This is a genomic window from Odoribacter sp., from assembly GCF_985060555.1.
This window is the reverse complement of sequence record NZ_CFKYFN010000081.1, coordinates 1-21,223: the sequence shown is the minus strand read 5'-3', so window position 1 is coordinate 21,223 and position 21,223 is coordinate 1. Positions and strand designations below refer to the sequence as shown.

General features: G+C 43.4%; 15 protein-coding genes. 9 read left to right on the top strand and 6 right to left on the bottom strand.

The genetic code is table 11. The features are described from left to right. Window positions 1-15: 15 nt before the first annotated feature. The 4 genes from murI (at window position 16) to AC5RDS_RS10595 (ending at window position 5,178) form a co-directional block, all read left to right on the top strand. The gene (gene murI / locus AC5RDS_RS10610) at window positions 16-852 is read left to right on the top strand and encodes a glutamate racemase (RefSeq protein ID WP_195328857.1); all 837 of its coding nucleotides are present in this window, start codon (window positions 16-18) and stop codon (window positions 850-852) included. A 190-nt stretch (window positions 853-1,042) separates the two neighbouring features. Further along, window positions 1,043-3,223: a RelA/SpoT family protein gene (locus tag AC5RDS_RS10605; RefSeq protein ID WP_013612341.1), complete on the top strand. Its 2,181-nt coding sequence runs from the start codon at window positions 1,043-1,045 to the stop codon at window positions 3,221-3,223. An 84-nt stretch (window positions 3,224-3,307) separates the two neighbouring features. Further along, window positions 3,308-3,787, top strand: a complete 480-nt coding sequence (locus AC5RDS_RS10600; protein WP_013612340.1) for a Fur family transcriptional regulator — start codon at window positions 3,308-3,310, stop codon at window positions 3,785-3,787. 122 nt (window positions 3,788-3,909) lie between these two features. Further along, window positions 3,910-5,178 carry an adenylosuccinate synthase gene (locus tag AC5RDS_RS10595; RefSeq protein WP_013612339.1) on the top strand — a complete coding sequence of 423 codons (1,269 nt, stop codon included), beginning with the start codon at window positions 3,910-3,912 and terminating at the stop codon, window positions 5,176-5,178. 23 nt (window positions 5,179-5,201) lie between these two features. Here AC5RDS_RS10595 and AC5RDS_RS10590 read toward each other — a convergent pair whose 3' ends face one another. Genes AC5RDS_RS10590 through AC5RDS_RS10580 form a run of 3 tightly spaced genes read right to left on the bottom strand, consistent with a single transcriptional unit; the run spans window position 5,202 to window position 8,004 of the window. Beyond that, window positions 5,202-6,158, bottom strand: coding sequence for an ABC transporter permease (locus AC5RDS_RS10590; RefSeq protein WP_272054261.1), 957 nt, complete (start codon window positions 6,156-6,158; stop codon window positions 5,202-5,204). Further along, window positions 6,151-6,891: an ABC transporter ATP-binding protein gene (locus tag AC5RDS_RS10585; protein WP_494222329.1), complete on the bottom strand. Its 741-nt coding sequence runs from the start codon at window positions 6,889-6,891 to the stop codon at window positions 6,151-6,153. Before AC5RDS_RS10585 ends, AC5RDS_RS10590 begins: the two co-directional genes overlap by 8 nt. A gap of 3 nt (window positions 6,892-6,894) precedes the next feature. After that, a complete protein-coding gene (locus tag AC5RDS_RS10580) occupies window positions 6,895-8,004 on the bottom strand; it encodes a COG1470 family protein (protein WP_374938094.1) in 1,110 nt (369 codons plus the stop codon). A 205-nt stretch (window positions 8,005-8,209) separates the two neighbouring features. On the opposite strand from AC5RDS_RS10580, the gene AC5RDS_RS10575 reads away from it, so the two are divergent. The 3 genes from AC5RDS_RS10575 to feoB all read left to right on the top strand — a co-directional run bounded on the left by AC5RDS_RS10575 (window position 8,210) and on the right by feoB (window position 13,605). Further along, window positions 8,210-10,372, top strand: a complete 2,163-nt coding sequence (locus AC5RDS_RS10575) for a cation:proton antiporter domain-containing protein (RefSeq protein ID WP_417108708.1) — start codon at window positions 8,210-8,212, stop codon at window positions 10,370-10,372. 352 nt (window positions 10,373-10,724) lie between these two features. After that, on the top strand, window positions 10,725-11,210 hold the full coding sequence (locus tag AC5RDS_RS10570; protein ID WP_181574393.1) for a hypothetical protein: 486 nt from the start codon (window positions 10,725-10,727) through the stop codon (window positions 11,208-11,210). A gap of 28 nt (window positions 11,211-11,238) precedes the next feature. After that, entirely contained in the window at window positions 11,239-13,605 is a 2,367-nt protein-coding gene (gene feoB / locus AC5RDS_RS10565; RefSeq protein WP_022159454.1) for a ferrous iron transport protein B, read from the top strand. Window positions 13,606-13,822: 217 nt separating this feature from the next. Here the strand turns inward: feoB and AC5RDS_RS10560 are convergent, their stop codons facing one another. From AC5RDS_RS10560 to AC5RDS_RS10550, 3 genes are all read right to left on the bottom strand, one after another. Continuing rightward, window positions 13,823-14,569 (bottom strand): hypothetical protein, encoded by a 747-nt coding sequence (locus AC5RDS_RS10560; protein WP_013612332.1) that lies wholly within the window; start codon window positions 14,567-14,569, stop codon window positions 13,823-13,825. Between the two features lie 101 nt (window positions 14,570-14,670). After that, entirely contained in the window at window positions 14,671-16,059 is a 1,389-nt protein-coding gene (locus AC5RDS_RS10555; RefSeq protein ID WP_046404673.1) for an MltF family protein, read from the bottom strand. A gap of 23 nt (window positions 16,060-16,082) precedes the next feature. Further along, a complete protein-coding gene (locus tag AC5RDS_RS10550) occupies window positions 16,083-18,056 on the bottom strand; it encodes a putative porin (protein ID WP_202194722.1) in 1,974 nt (657 codons plus the stop codon). Window positions 18,057-18,147: 91 nt separating this feature from the next. Between AC5RDS_RS10550 and AC5RDS_RS10545 the strand changes: the two genes are divergently transcribed. Together AC5RDS_RS10545 and AC5RDS_RS10540 are read left to right on the top strand one after the other, a co-directional pair. Beyond that, entirely contained in the window at window positions 18,148-19,854 is a 1,707-nt protein-coding gene (locus AC5RDS_RS10545) for a glutamine--tRNA ligase/YqeY domain fusion protein (RefSeq protein ID WP_041557320.1), read from the top strand. Next, window positions 19,855-20,742 (top strand): YitT family protein, encoded by an 888-nt coding sequence (locus tag AC5RDS_RS10540; RefSeq protein WP_046404676.1) that lies wholly within the window; start codon window positions 19,855-19,857, stop codon window positions 20,740-20,742. The last annotated feature ends 481 nt before the right edge of the window (window positions 20,743-21,223 follow it).

Sequence of the window (21,223 nt, the reverse complement as noted above, 5' to 3'; positions counted from 1 at the left end):
TTCTGATTCAAGGATATGGAGCAACACAAAGAGAGTATCGGCGTATTTGATTCCGGCTACGGAGGGCTGACTATTTTAAAAGAAATTGTCCGGAAATTACCGGAGTATAATTATGTGTATCTGGGGGATAATGCCAGGGCCCCTTACGGTGCCCGTTCTTTTGAGGTGGTCTACGAATATACGCGGGAGGCTGTTCATAAACTTTTCGAAATGGGGTGCCGCTTGGTGATCCTGGCTTGTAATACGGCATCGGCAAAGGCGTTGCGGACTATACAGCAAGTGGACTTACCGCAATGGGATCCCGAAAAACGGGTATTGGGGGTTATCCGTCCCAGCGTAGAAGCGCTGAATACCTATTCGCAAAACGGACATGTCGGGATTCTGGCTACCCGGGGAACCGTAGCATCCGGATCTTATCCGATAGAAGTCGGGAAATTATATGGTGAAGAGAGGTTCCGGATTACCCAGCTGGCGTGTCCGATGTGGGTACCGTTAGTTGAAAATAACGAACTGGATGGAGAAGGGGCGATCTATTTTGTCCGGAAATACATTCAGGAACTGTTGGGTACCGATCCTGAAATCGATACGATTATCCTGGGATGTACACATTATCCGTTATTACGGCCGCTGATCGCCCGTTTTGTTCCTTCACGGGTGAAAATTATCGGACAGGGACAAATCGTTACCGGGAGTCTGGCCGACTATTTGAAACGGCATCCTGAGATCGACCGGAGATTGGGTAAGGACAGCAGGCGAAGTTATTTAACCACTGAAAAAACAGAATTGTTCGATCGGATGGCCGGTTTATTTTTGAAGGAAGAAATTAGTTCACAAAGAATTTTTATGTGTTAAGTTGAAATCTTTTAGCAGTATCTCAATTATTTTTTTATATCTTTGGATAAGATAGGATGCGGCTCGGTAAAATCATCAAACAAGTTTGTTGTTTTTGCTCTTGCCTTTCACTATCTTTGACAAGGTATCGGTTGGAAGATTAAATGTCGTGCAAAACAATTAGTATCGTTGTCGGAGGCAGCTAATATCTATGACAGAACAAGAACAGATTAAAGAAGCTTTTGAAGATTTATTGAAATCGTTACGAAAAGAGACTTCTAAAGAGAACAGACAAAAAATCAAAGAAGCTTTCGAATTTGCCAATGAAGCTCATAAAGGTGTGAAGAGAAGGTCCGGAGAACCTTATATTCTTCATCCTTTGGCTGTTGCTAAAATTGCTGTGAAAGAGATCGGTTTGGGGACGACTTCTGTCATCTCTGCTTTGTTGCATGATGTGGTGGAAGATACCGATTATACAGTTGAAGATATCGCTAATTTATTCGGGCCGAAAGTGGCTTCTATAGTCGATGGCCTGACCAAAATTAGTGGGGTCATGGGATCGGATACCAGCCGGCAGGCCGAGAGTTTCCGGAAGATGATCCTGACGCTGGCCGACGATGTCCGGGTGATCCTGATCAAGATTGCCGACCGTTTGCACAATATGCGTACGCTGGCTTCTATGCCCGAGCATAAGCAAGTGAAGATTGCGAGCGAGACCCTGTATATCTATGCCCCTTTGGCTCACCGCATGGGATTACATGCCATCAAAACCGAGCTCGAAGACCTCAGTATGAAATACGAACATCCCGAAGAATATGAGGTTATCGATAAAAAGATCGAAGCTTACGAGAAACAATTTTCGGCACTCTTTGAAGAATTTATCAAGCCGATACGTAAAAGTCTGAGCGAGAACCACTACGAATATACCATCACCGCCCGTACGAAGAGTGTGTATTCGGTCTGGCTGAAAATGCAGAGACGGAATATCAGTTTCGATGAAATCTACGACCTGCTGGCCGTACGGATTGTGTTTAAACCCAAAGCAGATCAGCCTGAAAAATGGCAGTGCTGGAATATTTATTCTTTGATTACAGACATTTATAGTCCCAAGCCCGAGCGGATTCGCGACTGGGTGAGTGTGCCTAAAGCCAATGGATACGAAGCTTTGCACTTGACGGTTATGGGACCTGAAGGACAATGGTTCGAAGTGCAGATCCGTTCGGAACGTATGGATGAGATTGCAGAGAAAGGGTTAGCTGCCCATTGGAAATATAAAAATGAAGGCGAAAGTTCGGAGTTGGATAAATGGCTGGCGGGAATTAAGGAGATTCTCGATCAGCCGGATGCCAGTGCGCTGGAGTTCCTCGACGAATTTAAACTGAACTTATTCGCAAAGGAAATCCGGGTATTTACGCCTAAAGGATATATGCGTACCTTGCCTAAGGGAGCTACGGCACTTGATTTTGCTTATGATATCCATACTGAAATCGGAAATACCTGTATCGGAGCGAAAGTGAATCATAAGCTGGTGCCGATGAGCCATAAACTGACGAGTGGAGACCAGGTGGAGATTTTGACGAGCGATAAACAGAAACCTCAAAGGGAGTGGCTGGATTTTGTGGTGACGGCGAAAGCCCGGACGCATATCAACGCCACCTTTAAGAAGTATAGGAAAGAACAGATCCGGACCGGTATCACGATCTTCGAGGCTGTTGTGAAAAAATTGGATTTACCGCCTACCTCCGAGCCATTGAAGAAAGTTCTGACCGATTACAACCTGACCAATAAGGACGATTTGTATGTCGAGCTCGCTAAAAATATCATTACGGAAGGAGATCTTGAAAAAGTACTCAAGAAGAAAGCGGAAAATAAATTTATAAAATACTGGAAACTCCAGTTCTTATGGAATGGGAAAGACGGAGAGGAAAAAAAGAAGAACGACAACGATGTCCAGCTGGATGTCAATTCGGATTTCGTGATCGCTCCTTGCTGTAATCCGATTCCGGGAGACGACGTGGTTGGTATGAATATTGCAGGTACGAAGGTTACGGTTCACAAGCGTTCTTGTCCCGAAGCGATCCGCTTGATGGCCAGCTTTGGAGATAAGATTGTCCCGATTAAATGGGTGAGCCATAAATTGATGTCTTTCCTGACAGTGATAAAAATGACAGGAATCGATAAACCGGGGATTGTCAGCGATATCACCGCCCTGATCGCAAAAGAAGGGAAGGTGAATATGCGAATGATTCATTTCGATACCCGGGACGGTATTTTTGAAGGATTCATTCATCTGTATGTACATAATACAGCCGACTTGAATAATATAGTTTCCCGTATATCCCAGATACAAGGGGTAGAAAGCGTGATGAGGGTGGAGAATGAGGAAAGATAAGAGATGATAGATGGAAGGAGGAGAGAAAAAGAGAGGTGAAGATTAGAGTGAGAAATAGATAGGAAGAGAGAAAAAAGAATGAGGATGGAAAAGATGGTTGACGAAAGTTGTTCAAATATGGAGAAAATAAAAGAAACTGTAAAAGAGATTTTTACAACTTATTTGCAACAAAAAGGACACCGGAAGACTCCGGAAAGATATGCTATCCTGGATGAGATTTATTCGCATACAGGACATTTCGATATCGAATCCCTGTATGTTTTTATGAAGAATAAAAATTATCGGGTGAGTCGGGCTACTTTATACAATACCATAGAGTTGCTTTTGGATTGTAAGTTGGTGATCAAACATCAGTTCGGGAATAATATCGCCCAGTTTGAGAAAGCTTTTAACAACCGTTACCACGAACATCTGATTTGTCAGAAATGTGGTAAAGTGGAGGAGTTTGCCGATTCCCGGATCAACGAGGTCGTCGAACATATTGAAGATAAATACCAATTTTCTGTGCATCACCACCTTTTGTATATTTATGGATTGTGTAAGGCCTGTCGGGAGAGTGAGTGATTTTAGCGGTTTTTTCTGTTTACAATAGAAAAAAATGTTTACTTTTGCACGTTTGTGTTTCCCGAAATCCGACGGGAAGTTTTGGAGAAAGAATTACTGTAAACGAATAAATAAAGATACAGATGAAAGTTGATGTTTTACTTGGATTGCAATGGGGAGATGAAGGGAAAGGAAAAGTGGTTGATGTATTAACACCGAAATATGATGTCGTGACCCGTTTTCAGGGCGGTCCGAATGCCGGACATACCTTAGAATTCGAAGGGCAAAAATATGTATTGCGTTCTATCCCTTCCGGGATATTTCAGGGTGGGAAAAAGAATATTATCGGGAATGGAGTTGTACTGGATCCGGTTCTGTTTCGTCAGGAGGCTGAGAGTTTAGCTGCCAGTGGACATGATCTGACCAAACAATTGTGTATATCCAAGAAAGCACATCTGATCCTGCCTACTCACCGGGTGCTGGATGCTGCTTATGAAGCTGCTAAAGGAGATGCGAAAATCGGAACGACCGGTAAGGGGATCGGGCCGACTTATACGGATAAAGTGAGCCGTAATGGGTTGAGAGTAGGGGATGTGTTGTATCATTTTGAAGACAAGTATGCGGCTGCTAAGAAAAAGCATGAAGCCATTCTGAAAGCCTTGAATTATCGATACGATATCACGGAACTGGAAAAAGAATGGTTCGAAGCGATTGCCTACCTGAAGCGTTTTCAGCTGATCGATAGTGAGCACGTTATCAATAATTTGCTGGAAGAGGGTAAATCCGTACTTGCCGAAGGGGCACAAGGAACGATGCTGGATGTGGATTTCGGCTCTTATCCTTTTGTGACTTCGTCGAATACTATTTGTGCCGGAGCTTGTACCGGTTTGGGAGTCGCTCCGGGAAATATCGGTGAAGTTTACGGAATTTTCAAAGCCTATTGTACCCGTGTGGGTGCCGGTCCTTTCCCGACAGAATTATTCGACGAAACCGGAGAGAAGTTATGTGCTTTGGGACACGAATTCGGAGCTGTTACCGGCCGGAAACGCCGTTGTGGCTGGATCGATCTCGTGGCTTTGAAATATGCTGTGATGATCAATGGGGTTAGTCAGTTGATCATGATGAAGAGTGATGTATTGGACAGCTTCGATACGATTAAAGCTTGTGTCGCTTATAAAATAAATGGAGAGGAGACCGATGAATTTCCGTTCGATATTTGTGACGGAGTCGAACCTGTATACGTGGAAATACCGGGATGGAAAACAGATATGACCCAAATGACTTCGGAAGATGAATTTCCGGAAGAATTCAATGCTTATGTCAGCTTTTTAGAAGAGGAGCTGGGAGTACCGGTGAAGATTGTCTCGGTAGGTCCCGACCGTGAGCAGACGATTATCAGATATGAAGATTAAAAAAGAGCCGTAAGGCTCTTTTTTTATCTGGACCGGATTTCTTTCCGCATAAAAGAACCGTAAGACAAAGCGAAACAAATGACCGTTGCTGCGATGAGGCCTGTAAGTTGAGGCCATACGATCAGCAGGCTTTGGCCTAGAGGCAAAGGACTAGGGATTGCCCCATGTACCTGTTCCATCGTCAACGGTCCCAGACTACGGACAGAAGGCATCAACAAAGTGGTTGTGGCTTCGTTGAAAAGCATACTGGGAGCAAAGCGCAATAAATTGAGCATAAACCGTTGATAACCGATCATTTGATAGGTGGTAGCCATTTCCGATGGACTGATGGCTTTACCGATCAGGTTGATAATCATATTATAGAAAATACTGAAGAACAACCAGATGGCGACACAAGCCAGGGCGGAAGTTGCAGCCTGACGGAATTTGATCGAAAAGAAGATCGAAAGATTCAGCCAGAAAGCCACATAACAGATACTGATCAGGATAAAAACGATGACCCGTAAAAATTCTTCTGCAGTTGGAGGAATACCTATGCTGATCAGCCCGAAGCCCATCACCAGAAATCCCAGAACGAAAAGCATGACTCCGATGACGATCAAAGCACCTACAAATTTGGCATTGATCAAATAATCCCGGTGAATGGGCTGCGATAAAATACGGCTTAAGGTTCCTTTATTCTGCTCCGAATTGATGGCGTCGAAGCCTAAAGCGATTCCTAACAGCGGACCGAGAAAACTGACGAAAACCGTGAAAGAAGGTAAAGTTCCGTCGCTGACCGTGAACAGCTTGAGAAAAAGAAACGAACCGTCCGGATCATTGGGTTTTATCGCTGCTCCGATGTTGGTTAGGGCGGTATAGAGCGATCCCATACACGTTAGTGCGATAATACCTATCAGGATAAGGAATCTCCAGCTTCTGACGTGATCGGAGACTTCTTTGCGGACAATTGTCCAAAAGGGACTGTGATATTTATTCATGACCTTGTCCTCCTCCGAAATATTGGTTATAAATGTATTCTAATCCATGTTCTTCCTGTTGCAGATCGTTGAGTGAGAGATCAGCCAGTAGCCGGCCTTGAGAGAATAAACCCACCCGGTCACAGATTTGTTGTACCTGGTCCAGGTGATGGGAAGAGAACAGTACGGTCAGTCCTCTTTCGTCCCGTAATTGCCGGATCAGACTGATGAATTCCTGTACGCCTGCCGGATCGATCCCCGAGGTGGGTTCATCCAAAATAATCACTTCCGGATTTTTGATGAGTACATCTGCCAAGCCCAGACGCTGGCGCATTCCCCGGGAATATTTACCGGTCTTTTTATCGATTTCCCTGTCAAGCCCTACCCGTTCGAGGAGCTGGGCTGCATGCTGCCGGGCTTCTTGTTCCGGGATATTATTCAGCCGGGCGGTATATAATAAGTTTTCAGGCCCTGTCATGTCGTCGTAGAAACCGACATCTTCGGGTAGATAGCCTACCTTTTTTCTGACCTCGACCGGATAAGTCGTAGAGTTGGTACCACAAACATGCACAGTGCCGGAAGTCGGATCGGTCAAGCCCAGCATCATCAGGATCGTTGTCGATTTACCGGCTCCGTTCGGTCCTAAAAGCCCGAAGATTTCACCTTTGTGAATTTTTAGGTCCAATCGGTCGACTGCTGTGAAATGACCGTATCGCTTTGTTAACTGAACCAATTCGATAATGCTTTCACACATAGCCTACCTCCTTCCGTATTTGCGAAACAGATAGTAAACGGCACCTAAAGCAGCCAGGATGACAACGACACCAATCCAGCCGGTGATCATAGGGGTTTTGACAGATATTCTGAAATCGGTGGTTGTATCGGCTTCCGGTGCACGAGCAGTGATTTTAGTCACATAATCTCCGGGGAGAGCTTGACGGGAAGCTTTGAGGACAGCTGTAACATTCGCTTTATCTCCGGGAGCCAGACGATCCAGTTTGGACGGTTCGAAACTGACCTCCCAATCGATCGGTTTGTTAGCGGACAACTGGATGTCCTTTAATTCGGCAGAACCGGTGTTGAGGACGACTAGTTCGAGTTTCCGGGTGTCACCTGCAGTGATATCTTTACTCAAGAGACCTTGGGGGGTGGTTAATTCAATACGGTACGATCCGGTGATAACCACTTCAAACTCGAGTTGGGCAGAAGTGGAGCCGGTAGTAGCGATGACAGGTATTTTGTATGTACCGGCCTTGACATTCGAAGGAGCTGTGATGTCGACCGAAATATTTTCGCTGGCATTCGGGGCAACCTGTGCCGAAGTGGCTTGTTTATAGTTGGCTTTGAAAATGACATTCCAGCCTCTGGGGGCTTCTGCCATGAGAGCATATAATTGTTGTTCTGCAGTTTGGTTTTTCAATGTGGCGTTGAAAGTGAACGTCGATTTTGAATTTCCTTGCATATTCGGTTGAGTAGTAGTAAACTCTGTCCGGTAGGTCCCTTGTTTCGAGACCGTTATGGCAAGAGGCAGGCGGGCAAGTCCGTCTGCACCGATCGTGAAATGGTAAGTGCCTTTATTTACTTTTAGAGGTACATCTACTTTCAAGGTAAAATTCTTTTTTTCACCGGGGAGTACAGCGATCTCATCCAGTGTCCAGCCACCGGCTTTCATTTCATAGCTCCAGCTCTTCGGTAGACCGGCTAAGGCAAGGGTGGCATTTTTAACTTCGTCACTATTGTTGATGACATCGATACTGTAACTGATAGATTCTCCGGGTGGAACAGAGATTTTAGTGTAAGGAGTGTAAAGAATGAAAGTTTGTTTGGTTTCTGAGGCTTGCATTTTGAAGGGAAATAGTCCCGCCATCAGTACGATCAGGATGTAAAAGAATTTAGCACACATAATCATAAAAATTTCAAGTGAATATTTTAATGAAAATTGATACAATAACGCTAAATTATAAACTTTCTGTATTACTAATTATTAAAAGTTTCGAAAAAAAACTACTATAGACCGCAAGAACAAAGCGGAGGAAAGGGATTTTTATTACTGCATTTTTATTAAATTTGTCATGCTGATAAAACCGTTGCCTATGCTCTTACAAGTGTTTAGTTTGCCGCTGAAAAATCCGGTGTTGATTTTTTCTCTGATACTGTTTATTATTCTACTGACGCCTGTTCTATTACAGCGTTTAAGGATTCCTGATTTGATCGGTCTGATTATTGCAGGTGCTGTGATCGGCCCCAATGGTGTGGGCATTATGGAAAGAGACAGTAGTATAGAGCTTTTTGGAACCGTGGGGTTATTGTATATCATGTTCATCGCCGGTTTAGAGATCGATATGGCCGACCTGAAAAAGAATTATGGAAAAACCCTGACTTTCGGACTTTATACTTTTCTGATTCCCATGATCGTAGGCACTTTGACCGGTGTATATTGGCTCGATTTTTCCTGGCCGACTTCGATTTTGTTGGCCAGTATGTATGCTTCCCACACGCTTATTACTTACCCTATTGTCAGTAAATACGGTATTACCAAGAATCGGGCGGTTAGTATCGCTATCGGGGGAACGGTGATTACTTGTATTCTTGCTTTGTTGGTACTGGCGGTGATTGTCGGTATGTCTACCGGAGAAATAAATCAACAGTTTTGGATTAAACTGGGGGTTTCAAGTCTGGTTTTTATCAGTATTGTCGTGATCTTATTTCCCATGCTGGGGCGTTGGTTTTTCAAGCGTTATGAAGATTCCGTAGGACAATATATCTTTGTGTTGGCTTTGGTATTTTTTGCCTCTTTTCTGGCGGAAGCAGCGGGGTTGGAGGCTATTATCGGGGCATTTTTGGCCGGTTTGGCTTTGAACCGGTTGATCCCGAATACTTCAGCTTTGATGAACCGGATCGATTTTGTAGGGAATGCTATTTTTATTCCTTTCTTTCTGATCGGAGTGGGAATGCTGGTCGATGTACGCACTTTTGCCGCCGGATGGACTGCGCTTTGGGTTGCTGTCGTGATGACGGTCATAGCCACTCTATCCAAGTTTATGGCAGCTTGGATAACGGAGAAAAATTTTAAACTGACCCGCGATGAGGGACGTCTGATTTTCGGATTGAGTAATGCCCAGGCTGCGGCTACGCTGGCTGCCGTATTGATCGGGTATGAGGTGATTTTGGGTACCGGACCGGATGGGCAGCCGATTCGATTGTTGAATGAAGACGTCCTGAACGGAACTATCGTTATGATTCTGATTACTTGTACGATCGCTTCTTTTATTACCCAACGTTCTGCTCAGAATATAGCCTTGGCGGAAATGAGCGGTGACCGGATCGGTGATAGTGATGACGAGGAGGAGAGGATATTGATTCCCTTGAGTAATTCTGAGACAGTCGATGAGCTGATCACCTTGGGAACCGCTATAAAGTCCCGGCGTAATAAGGCACAACTGGTTGCTGTGAGTATTGTGAAGTCGGACAATACCGATCCGGCAGCGGAAAAAATTTCAGAACGTCTGCTTGAGAAAGCTGTTAAGACTGGAGCCGGAATGGATCACCGGGTGGATACCGTTTTACGTTATGACTTGAATATTGTCAACGGAATTAGAAATGTGGCCAAAGAACATAAGATCACGGATATTGTTATCGGCCTGCGTACCCAAAAGGATATTTCCGATACTTTCCTGGGGAAACTGACACAAGAGGTGCTCAGTAAATGTGCTACGACTACCTTGGCTTATCGTCCTATGCAGCCGATGTCGACGGTGAAACGTTATATCGTCGTTATTCCTGAAAATGCAGAGAAAGAGGTCGGTTTTCCGTATTGGTTGATCAGTATTTGGAACCTGGCCAAAAATGTCGGAACGAAAATTGTTTTTTACGGTACACCGGCCGTGCTGGATATTTTGCATTTGGTACAATCCAAACACCTGATTTTAGCTGAATTTAAAGAGTTTACAGATTGGAGTAATTTTAAGGAAGTGGCTACTGCTACACAGGATAACGATGCCCTGATATTGGTGATGAGTCGGCCGAATTGTCCTTCTTACTCCCGGCATATGGAATATGTCCCGAATTATATCAATAAATATTTTAATTCGATCAATTGTATATTGGTTTACCCGGTTCAATTAGGTATGGATGAGGATATGAGTGCTTTTAGAAGTATCTCGATGATCAACCACATCGAGGGCATGGATGGCTTAGTGCAGGTATTGGGAAAACTGTTTAGAAAAAATAAATAACGTTCGTTTCTTTTGGTGGGAATCCGCTAAAAGAAAAATGGACAGATGGCAATTGAGAATTGACAATTATTGGAAGTTCCGCTTCCATGAAAAAATAAAAAAGAAAAGAAAAAAGAGAGAAAGAATAAAGAAGATAATTATTGATTATCAGAAGAATAAAAAAAGAAACTATAGGTTTGGAGATACATTATCAATTGTCAAATGACAATTGTCAATTACCAAAGTACCCGCAGAACCCAGGGACTTTATAAACTTTATGGACTTTATAAACTTTCGACTGATTTAAACGAAAGTTTTCAGCGGGAATCTGGATTTACTGTACCGGAAAAATAAGTTTCAATTCAGTAATAAGTTGACTATTAATCATACCAGTTCCGGAGATCCGGTGGTTGCTTTTTCAGAATATGCGAAAGCAAATCCTTATTATGAAAAGAAGCCGGATGGAAGGGTGGAAAAATGGCTGGAATATAAAGAGGAGCTGATTGAATCGCCGAATCCGCTTTGGAATGCCAACCTGAATAGCCGGGCACTTGACCGTTCTTTTGGAGTAACCAATAATTTTAGTGCTGAATATAATCCTTTGACTTCTTTAAAAATCCGGGGACGTTTCGGGATTACAAAGACGATAAATGAATCGGATGATTTTCTGTCGCCGGAAGATACTTCTTTTGATGACACAGAAGAGCTGAAGAAAGGATCTTTGGCTTATCAGAATGGGAAAAACCTGCAATATGAGGGAGAATTGAAGTGGAATGAAAATGGGGATTATTCCGGGGTATTTATATGCTCCGGAATTTTAATACCTATTTGTAGGTATGTCGATTTATTAGCAGATTGATTATCTTTGCCACATAATTTGGAGTGGTATGGAAAATAATTATTTGAAGCTTGCTGATATACCGACTGGAGAAGAATGTGTCATCGTAAAGGTGCATGGACATGGGAGTTTTCGAAACCGGATCGTGGAGATGGGATTCGTAAAAGGAGAAAAAGTGACGGTGATAAAAAATGCTCCTTTACACGATCCGATCGAATATAAATTGATGGATGGCCATATTTCTCTGAGACGGAGTGAGGCTCGTTTGATTGAAGTCGTCTGTACTTCCTCGATAGATCAGGAAGGATATAACGGTACGTTTACAGAAGACGAGATTGCCCGGGAAATTTCCGAGAAATCCCGGACGATCAATATCGCTTTGGTTGGGAATCCGAATTGTGGGAAGACTTCTTTCTTTAACCGGGCTACCGGATTGCGCGAAAGAGTGGGGAATTATAGCGGAGTGACGGTGGATGCCAAGCAAGGAACTTGCCACCATAAAGGTTATACGATCAATCTGATCGATTTGCCCGGGACTTATTCTATTACCGAATATACTCCGGAAGAAATTTATGTGCGTGAATTTATTACGAAGCATCATCCGGATTTAGTGCTGAATGTCGTGGATGCTTCTTGTCTGGAACGGAACCTGTTCCTGACTACTCAGCTCATCGATATGAATATCCGGGTGGTGATGGCATTGAATATGTTCGATGAACTGACCAACGAAGGTTCTCACCTGGATTATGGCTATTTGGGACAACTACTGGGTATCCCGATTGTGCCGACGACAGCTTCAAAAGGGATCGGAATCGAAGCCGTGTTGGATAAAATTATCGAAGTGTTCGAAGACCAGGCCAAAGAGTCCCGGCATGTACATATCAATTATGGGACAGAAATCGAAGAGGCGATTGCCCGGATTAAAGTGGAGATCGCCCCGAATAAAAATATTACCGATGAATATGCTCCCCGGTATGTAGCTATCAAATTACTCGAGGATGATCGGATTATGAAAGAACAGCTGGTAACGGTTCCCAATTATGCTTGTATGCTCGAAGTAGCACAAAAAGAAATCCAGCGCCTGGAAAAAGAATATAAGGAAGATACCCGGACGATCATCACGAACCTGAAATATGGGTTTATCCGGGGAGCTTTACAAGAGACCTTCCGGTCGGGAGAAAAGGATAAACGTCAGCTGACGACTGCTATCGATGCCTTACTGACTCATCAATGGCTGGGCTTCCCTTTCCTGATTTTCTTTATGTGGCTGATGTTTCAGGCGACCTTTTCGCTGGGAAGTTATCCGATGGACTGGATCGAGGCGGGAGTAGAAGCCCTCGGAAGTTGGGTGGCCGGAATTATGCCTGAAGGGCCTTTGAACGATTTGTTGGTGAATGGAGTTATTGCCGGAGTGGGGGGAGTGATCGTTTTCTTACCCAATATTCTGATTCTTTTCTTTTTCATTTCTTTGATGGAGGATACAGGCTATATGGCAAGGGCTGCCTTTATTATGGACCGGATGATGCATAAGATAGGACTTCACGGAAAATCCTTTATTCCCTTGTTGATCGGTTTCGGATGTAATGTACCGGCCATTATGGCTACCCGCACTTTGGAAAGCCGGAGGGACCGGATTATGACGATGCTGATTACTCCTTTTATGTCTTGTAGTGCCCGTTTACCGGTATATATACTGTTGGTATCTGCCTTCTTTCCGGTGAATCAGGGCTTGATCCTATTGTCTGTATATCTGATCGGCATATTACTGGCTATCGGAACTTCTTTTTTGTTGAAGAAGACCCTGTTCGCCAAATCTTCGGATCCTTTTGTCATGGAATTGCCTCCTTACCGGATGCCTACGATGCGAAATACCACGATCCATATGTGGGGAAAAGCCGGACAATATTTAAAGAAAATGGGTACGATAATCTTATTTGCTTCTATTCTGATTTGGGCACTGGGGTATTTCCCTTTAAACCGGACGACTATGGCCGATGAGACGGAACATTTGGAGAATTCATATATCGGACAAATCGGGAAAGCCATCGAACCGGTAATTCGGCCTTTGGGATTCGACTGGAAGATGGGCGTGAGTATTGTGACCGGATTGGCTGCCAAAGAGATTGTAGTGAGTTCTATGGGAATTTTGTACCATGTCCCGGATGCCGAGGAAAATTCCCAAAGCCTGATCGAGAGCCTGCAACAGCAACAATATAGTAACGGACAGAAGGTATTTACGCCTTTAGTGGCTTATGGATTTATGCTGTTTATCCTGATTTATTTCCCTTGTATGGCTGTGATCGCTGCTATTCGTAAAGAGGCGGGGTGGAAATGGGCATTGTTTACTATTTTTTATACTACCGGGCTGGCTTGGTTGGTGTCGTTCGGCGTATATCAGATAGGAAGTTTATTTTAGAAAAAAGAATGCTTTGATACAAAACGGTATTGTATATCTGATTATCGTTGTTGCTTTAGTGGGGGCGATACGATTCTGCTACAGGAAACTGAAGGCTTTGAAAAAGGACGAATCATGCAGTACTTGTGACACTTGTCCTTTGAAAGACAGCTGTGCCCGTAAGCCGGTGAAAAAGAAAAGAGGAAGCTGTTGTTCCTCTTAGCAGTCGGTCTTGGAGTCAGAAAAGCTTCAAGGTAATGCTTTCAGCTTCTTTTCGTCTTCTGATCCGTTCTTTTTCGCCGCGTCGGAATACGTAAACGAGACCGTACTCCTCGCACATATAGCGCTTTTCTTCTTCGTCTTTTACCCCTTCGAAATAACGTTCCACTTCGTTCCATACTTCCAGGATCAAGGCATCGGCATCATTCCGGTATTGAGCGACATTCCCGCTTTCCCGGGCTGAGTTATTCTGGAACTGTTTTTGACGGGTATAGTTTTCTTTGAAATTTTCATAATTGACTTTTACCAGGGCAATCGAAGGACAGTAGATCGGATTACCACCACCGTTACTGATCCGGTTCTGCTCGCCGGCAATTATTTTTTCCCCCCATTGCAGCAAATCCTGTTCGGTCAAAAGAGAAGGAACTTTCGAACTGTTTTCGTCCAAACCATAAAATGTACGGGCTGAGGGTTTCAGCTCTCCACGGGCAATACAAAAATTCAATACCTGAATAAAATGAGAGATATAAAGCCGGGCTTTTTTGGTATATTCAGAGAATTTTTGACTATTATCGAACTGTTTCTCTTTCGCTAACTTAGAGTTGGTGATAGCAACTTCAAATTTAGGTAAAAAGAATTCTATTTTTTGTTTCAAAGCAAAAGGATAGGCTATCGTATCGATCTCGAGATACTGGCCTTTCTTCAAAGCTGCTTTTAATGCCCTTATTCTCGCTGCATCTGTATTAGGTAATCTTCTGTAAGGCATGAGCTTAAACTTTTAATGAACGATATAATACACTACTGCGAAGGTATGGAAAAAAAACGATCAAACCAATATTCGTAAATACGTTTTTTAGTATTTTTATACTATTGCTTGATATTCTTATAGTTATTATAGGTATCGAGCACTTGTCGTACGTATTTGTACGTTTGACGGCCGTTACAATAGCCGTTTTTAGACAGGGGATCCCGGTAATATTCCGGTTCGTTTTTGTGAAGCAGATAGTAATCGACGTTATTATCCCATAAAGTGGCGTCTTTCCCATATTTATTGGCTAGGCGGATGGCGTCCAGTACGTGTCCGGGACCTGCATTATAGGCGGCCAGAACGAATTTGAGCCGTTCGGAAGAATCGATCGGCTGGCTTGAAAAGTAACGGTCCAGGTAATGTAAATATTCGGTTCCGACATAGACATTACTGTCGGGCTCGAAATAATTTCCGACGTTAAAATGATCGGCTGTTTCAGGAATAATCTGCATTAAACCGTAGGCTCCGACTTCCGATTCGGCATAAGGATCGAATTGAGATTCGGTATAGACCAAAGCTGCCAGCAAACGCCAGTCCCAGCCGAGCTTTTTACTCTCCTTGCGGAATAACTTGTCGAACGGTGAAATATCGCCTTTCTTGATGAGTGTGTATTTGGTCGTGTTGTGAGGAACTGCCGGATGTTTGCCGAAATAACGTTTATAGAGGTAGTTGAGTTTTCCGTTTTTCCGGATTTCTTCCAGCCAGTTGTTGATTTCCGAGCTCAATAAACTGGCATCCGAATGGGTCGCCCACGATACGGAAATATCTTCTTTTAACTTGAGAGCTATATCCAGGTTCTTCATAGAATAACTGGAGGCTTGGGCGATGTTTTCGTCGATAACGGTATAATTGATTTCGCCGGTCTCTACCAGGTGCAAGAGATCTTCATAGGAATAATGCTCGATCTCGGTGATATAAATGTGTATATTCAGAGAATCCTGTATTTGTTGCAGAACCTTTTTATACGAGGTGGCACTTTTGGGAATATAAATCTCTTTCCCGTCTAATTGAGCCATATCTTTGATGGGTTGGCTATTTTTGTTCTGCACGAGTACTTCCCGGGTTTGGAAAAGAGGTTTACTGAAACGGAGCTGTTCATTCCTTTCCGGGGTTTGGGTCAGACTGACGGCTAAGAGGTCGTATTTGCCGCTCTGTAGCCGGCCGATAGCCGTATCTATATCGTTGTTAACTTCGACAATTCGGAGATTGACTCCCAGGTAACCGGCAAAATCCCGGGCCAGATCGTAATGAAATCCCCGCGTAATACCACGGTATACGTAATAGTCGGTCGTATTATAAAAAGTGGAAATCTCCAGACTCCCCCGCGTCAGAATTTTTTCCAGCGATGAAGGTTCCGGTAATATGATTTCCGGAGTAACCTCTTTACCTGACTCACATGCAAAGCAAAGAAAAAGGGTAATATAAACGGCAATTTTAGAGATTGTCATTCAACAAAGATAGTAAATGTTTCTTAATCGAAAAAGTCCCACTTAATACCGAATTTGAGCATACCCGGGTTGATCGGATAATCGGCGGCACTGAAAAAGTCTCCGTGATTTTTTAGCAGATAGTTGATGTGTTCGTATTTGACAAAGATATCGGCCCGTTTGATCCTTAGGTTAAGGAAGACATCGAGCTTCGGATAATTACCGGTTTTTCTTTCCCGCTGGTTATAAAACTGCATAATAGAAGGCATGTAATTGTCGGCGTAAAATTTTGTGTTGTAAAAGACGTCGATTCCTGTCTGTAAAAACAAGGCATTTTTAAATAAGGCATGCTGAAAATAGTTATGGGAATATACAGAAATGGCCGGTAGGGAAAGGATATCTTCCTGGGTACTTTTTTGAAAATATACGGTCTGGTCGAAGTAGAAATTGCCTAATCTGAAATTTTGCTTTCCCCAGGCGGTCAATACCATCAAGGTCTTACTGGTCTGTTGGGGCATCGCTGCCGTATCGAAATAGACGTAACTGAAAATATTGGCGATACCGACTCCTAATTCGGTTCGCAAACGGTTATTCACATAGCGTCCGTCGGCTTTGATGGTTTTGATGGCTTTAAAATCATTTTCCCAGATATCGTGATTTCCGACATAGCGATCGAAGAACGGATTTACACTTTGTAATTCGATCGTCGCATTGGCCCGGATGTATGAACTTCTGTCTTTACGCAAAGCTTGCTGTACGTAGCCGTCGAATTTGAAATTCCCGGCATAGTGCCCCAATACACATAGCTTTCCGGCAATATCGTAAGTGAACGATACATTCGTGTCTACATTGAAAATTCCGGCTGTAATGTAAGTCCCTGAATAGCGGGTATGGCCGAAACTCTCGGTATGGGAAATCGAATCGAAAGCTGTCCGCTGCCGGTAGTTTTCGTGTTTAAAATCCAGACCGGCATATATACCCGGCAAATATTTGTACTTCGGATGTTCGTTCATGACAAATTTAGTGGAGATATCGTACACCTGGTTCGTGATCAGATCCGTCGTAGAAGTACTGTCTATATAGGTATGCGGAAAGAAGTCGAAAGCAATGTTGCCTTCTTTGTATCTGCGTTCGTTTCCTTCGGCCCGGATGTTGATGATGGCTTTAGCCGGATAAGTGGTAAAAGTATCCGTGGGAGTAGTTACTTCTTTGGGATTACCGATATTGTACTGGCCCTGTAATTGAAAATTGGTGTTCCGGTAATTGTTGGAAATATCGTTGCTGCTCAGGTTTACCGGTATATTTTCAGCTTTTTGATTGGTGGAGTCGATGATAAAAGAGATGTCCTTGACACCACCGTTTTCTGCAAAATGCCCATTATTCTGGTTTAAGAAAAAAGAGAGGGCGATTCGTTCTTTCTCATAGGACGAGAACAAAGAAAAATGATACGCTTTGGCTTTTTGGTTCATATAACGACCGTCGCTGGAAATCAGCTGGTAACGAATACCGGCATTCCACCAGGGGCGGATATTTTGTACATGCCATACGTCCAGCAGGTTTTCGGCTTTCCCTTTTCCTCCTCCCGTAAAATATTTCAATCGGGTGAAAGGGGTTGTCGTATTGAAAAGTAAAGCGTCTTCGGGCTTAAAAAGGAAAGCCCGGATTTGAGTCAGAGGGTAAAAATCCTGAACCGTTTCGCGCGTAATAAAAATATTGGAAAGATAAGGAGAGGGAAAATTACCCAGATAAGTGTTCGAAATATTCTTTTTAAAAATGGTATTGAAATTCTGAATACCGTCCATCAGCGTATCCAGAGCAATCTCTCTTTTATATACTCCGTTCCTTTCCCATTGCCAGGTATGACGGAAATGAGGCACATTGGATTCCGGTATAGAATCGGAAGATAATGAAGAGTTGCTACCCTCCATATCCGGAGGGATTTCTGTATCGAATACGTTTTGTGCACGACAAAACAAATGCAATGATGCGAATAGTATTATGCAGATAAATTTTTTCATCGCTGCAAATATACGTAAACTTTTAAAACTCTCATAAATTACTTACTTTTGTCCCTTGGAAAAATGTTTTTTCCGGGAAAGTTTTAATACTATGGATAAAAATCAAATGATTGTAGAACCAGAAGAAGGTAAGACCTTGAATTTTATTGAACAGATTATTGAAGAGGAAATTGCTGCCGGTAAAAACGGGGGAAAAGTACATACCCGTTTCCCGCCGGAGCCGAATGGATATTTACATATCGGACATGCTACTTCAATATGTCTCAATTTCGGGTTGGCTGCAAAATATAATGGAGCGTGTAATTTGCGTTTCGATGATACCAATCCTTCTAAAGAGGATGTGGAATTTACAGATGCAATTCAGGAGGATATAAAATGGCTGGGATTTCAATGGGACGGACCGGTCAGGTATGCTTCCGATTATTTCCAGCAGCTGTATGATTGGGCCGAACAGATGATCCTGGAGGGGAAGGCTTATGTTGACGATCAGACAGCAGAAGAAATCAGTGCCGGGAGAAAAACAATTACCGAACCGGGAGTGAATAGCCCTTACCGGGATCGTTCGGTAGAAGAAAATCTGGATTTATTCCGGCGGATGAAAAATGGAGAGTTCCCGGAAGGTAGCCGGGTGTTGAGGGCTAAGATCGATATGGCTGCTGCCAATATGTTGATGCGTGACCCGATCATGTACCGGATTATCTACTGTAGCCATCATCGGACCGGTGATCGGTGGTGCATCTATCCGATGTACGACTTTACTCATGGACAAAGTGACTATCTCGAAGGAATCACTCATTCGATCTGTACGTTGGAATTTGAGATTCATCGGCCGCTTTACAATTGGTTTCTGGATCAGTTGACAACGACCGAGTACCGGCCACGGCAAATTGAATTCGCCCGTCGCAACCTGAATTATACAGTGATGAGTAAACGGCGTTTGTTGGAATTGGTACAGAAAAAGTATGTTTCCGGTTGGGACGATCCCCGAATGCCGACTATTTGCGGATTGCGCCGGCGTGGTTATACCCCCGAATCTATTCGGATGTTTGCTGAAAAGGTGGGAGTGGCCCGGCGGGAAATCGTCGTGGATATGGCGTTGCTGGAATATTGTGTCCGTGAACATTTGAATAAGACGGCTCCTCGGGTGATGGCAGTGCTCGATCCGGTGAAAGTGGTCATCGATAATTATCCTGAGGGAGAGACGGAATATATGGAAATCGAGAATAATCCGGAAGATGTGAATGCCGGAGTGCGTAAGGTGGCTTTTGCCAGGGAACTTTTCATCGAACGAGACGATTTTATGGAAGATGCGCCGAAGAAATTTTTCCGCCTTACTCCGGGACAGGAAGTACGCCTGAAAGGTGCTTATATTATTAAATGTACAGGGGTCGATAAAGATGCCGGTGGAAATATCACTTTGATCCATTGTACTTATGATCCGGAATCCCGAAGTGGTAGTGGAACGGAGGCCAGTAACCGGAAGGTAAAGGGTACTTTGCACTGGGTGGCAGCAACGGATGCTATCGAAGCTGAAGTCCGTCTTTACGATCGTTTGTTTAAGGATGAAGATCCGGCAGGACACAAGGAGGTCGATTTTAAGGAGTTTATCAATGAAGATTCACTGAGAGTACTTAAAGGATGTAAGTTGGAATCCTCGATGAGACGGGCTAAACCTGGAGATCGTTTTCAGTTCCAGCGGTTGGGATATTTTTGTGTAGATCCCGATTCAACGGATGGACAATTAGTAATCAATCGTACCGTATCGCTCAAAGATACCTGGCAAAAAATGAATAAATAAATGAAGAATAAAAGCATTTGGAATGAGATGAAACCATACCTGATCATCTCATTCGGTATGTTGATTTATGCTTTTGCCGCAACAGGTTTCCTGGTGCCTCATAAGATTGTCGGTGGTGGAGCTACAGGTATTGCTACTGTATTATTCTATTTGTTCAAAATTCCGGTAGGTATCGGTTATTTTTTGGTGAATATCCTGTTGCTGATTATTGCGATGAAGGTATTGGGACCGAAATTCGGTATCAAAACCATTTTCGCTATCATTGTCGGGAGTGTGTTCCTGGGTATTATGCAGCCCTTGATGCCTGTGGACGGTATTTTACCCGACGAGAAATTTATGAGTACCATTATCGCTGCAATGCTGACCGGTATCGGTATCGGCGTATCGCTCTCTGTTGGTGGAAGTACCGGAGGTACGGATATCATTGCGATGTTGGTGACCAAATACCACAATGTCAGTCCGGGGCGGGTATTGATGGTATGTGATTTCTGTGTCATTGCGATGACTTTGCTGATATACGACCATGTCGATCGGGAAGCCTTCGGTGGATTGATATACGGTTATGTCATGATGGGAATCGTTTCTTTTACCGTGGATTATGTATTGACCGGAAAAACACAGTCGGCCCAGCTTTTTATCTTTACTGATAAATATGATGAAGTGGCCCGTGAGCTGACGAATCAGGTACATCGGGGTGTGACTCTGATCGATGCTAAAGGTTGGTACACCGGACAAGATAAGAAAATTATCCTGATTGTCGCCCGTAAACACGAAGCTTCCGATGTATTGCGCATTGCCAAGCAGATCGATCCGGATGTGTTTATGACGATGGCTCCCGTGATGGGAGTGTTCGGTAAAGGATTCGAAGAGGTGAAGGGGGTGAAGTAAACGAATCTGAAGATTCGAAGGGAATCGTGCAAATAGTAGGTTTGCACGATTTTTTATGCCTTGATGGAAAGAAGGTTGGTATTCTGGTCGAAATACGATATATATAATCTATTCGATTAATATGAATAACCATAAATAGCGTGAACCGATGGAAATTTGGAATAAAATAAGATAAATATAATAGTTTGATAATGAATGTATTGTGTAGTGGTTATTCATTTTTTTGAAAAAAAGTGTGTAAAAAATTTGGAAATGGGATATTAATGTTTCTATCTTTGCAGCCGCAATCAGGAACCGATGTATTGAACAAACGGAGGAGGTGAGAGGGTATGATGTGTTGGTTTACAGGTTTTTATGTTGTGCAGAGTTCTTCAGGATATTGCCCTGGTCAGGTTCTGAAAAAAACTTCAAAAATTTCTTTTGAAAAGTTTGGAAGTAATGAAAAAGTCCTTACCTTTGCAGCCGCTTTCCGAAACGAAGC

What these genes read in the sequence shown, in the direction of transcription:
- murI (WP_195328857.1), top strand. Translation starts at nt 16, where the DNA reads ATGGAGCAACACAAAGAGAGTATCGGCGTATTTGATTCCGGCTACGGA.
- AC5RDS_RS10605 (WP_013612341.1), top strand. Translation starts at nt 1,043, where the DNA reads ATGACAGAACAAGAACAGATTAAAGAAGCTTTTGAAGATTTATTGAAA.
- AC5RDS_RS10600 (WP_013612340.1), top strand. Translation starts at nt 3,308, where the DNA reads ATGGAAAAGATGGTTGACGAAAGTTGTTCAAATATGGAGAAAATAAAA.
- AC5RDS_RS10595 (WP_013612339.1), top strand. Translation starts at nt 3,910, where the DNA reads ATGAAAGTTGATGTTTTACTTGGATTGCAATGGGGAGATGAAGGGAAA.
- AC5RDS_RS10590 (WP_272054261.1), bottom strand. Translation starts at nt 6,158, where the DNA reads ATGAATAAATATCACAGTCCCTTTTGGACAATTGTCCGCAAAGAAGTC.
- AC5RDS_RS10585 (WP_494222329.1), bottom strand. Translation starts at nt 6,891, where the DNA reads ATGTGTGAAAGCATTATCGAATTGGTTCAGTTAACAAAGCGATACGGT.
- AC5RDS_RS10580 (WP_374938094.1), bottom strand. Translation starts at nt 8,004, where the DNA reads ATGGCGGGACTATTTCCCTTCAAAATGCAAGCCTCAGAAACCAAACAA.
- AC5RDS_RS10575 (WP_417108708.1), top strand. Translation starts at nt 8,210, where the DNA reads ATGCTGATAAAACCGTTGCCTATGCTCTTACAAGTGTTTAGTTTGCCG.
- feoB (WP_022159454.1), top strand. Translation starts at nt 11,239, where the DNA reads ATGGAAAATAATTATTTGAAGCTTGCTGATATACCGACTGGAGAAGAA.
- AC5RDS_RS10560 (WP_013612332.1), bottom strand. Translation starts at nt 14,569, where the DNA reads ATGCCTTACAGAAGATTACCTAATACAGATGCAGCGAGAATAAGGGCA.
- AC5RDS_RS10555 (WP_046404673.1), bottom strand. Translation starts at nt 16,059, where the DNA reads ATGACAATCTCTAAAATTGCCGTTTATATTACCCTTTTTCTTTGCTTT.
- AC5RDS_RS10550 (WP_202194722.1), bottom strand. Translation starts at nt 18,056, where the DNA reads ATGAAAAAATTTATCTGCATAATACTATTCGCATCATTGCATTTGTTT.
- AC5RDS_RS10545 (WP_041557320.1), top strand. Translation starts at nt 18,148, where the DNA reads ATGGATAAAAATCAAATGATTGTAGAACCAGAAGAAGGTAAGACCTTG.
- AC5RDS_RS10540 (WP_046404676.1), top strand. Translation starts at nt 19,855, where the DNA reads ATGAAGAATAAAAGCATTTGGAATGAGATGAAACCATACCTGATCATC.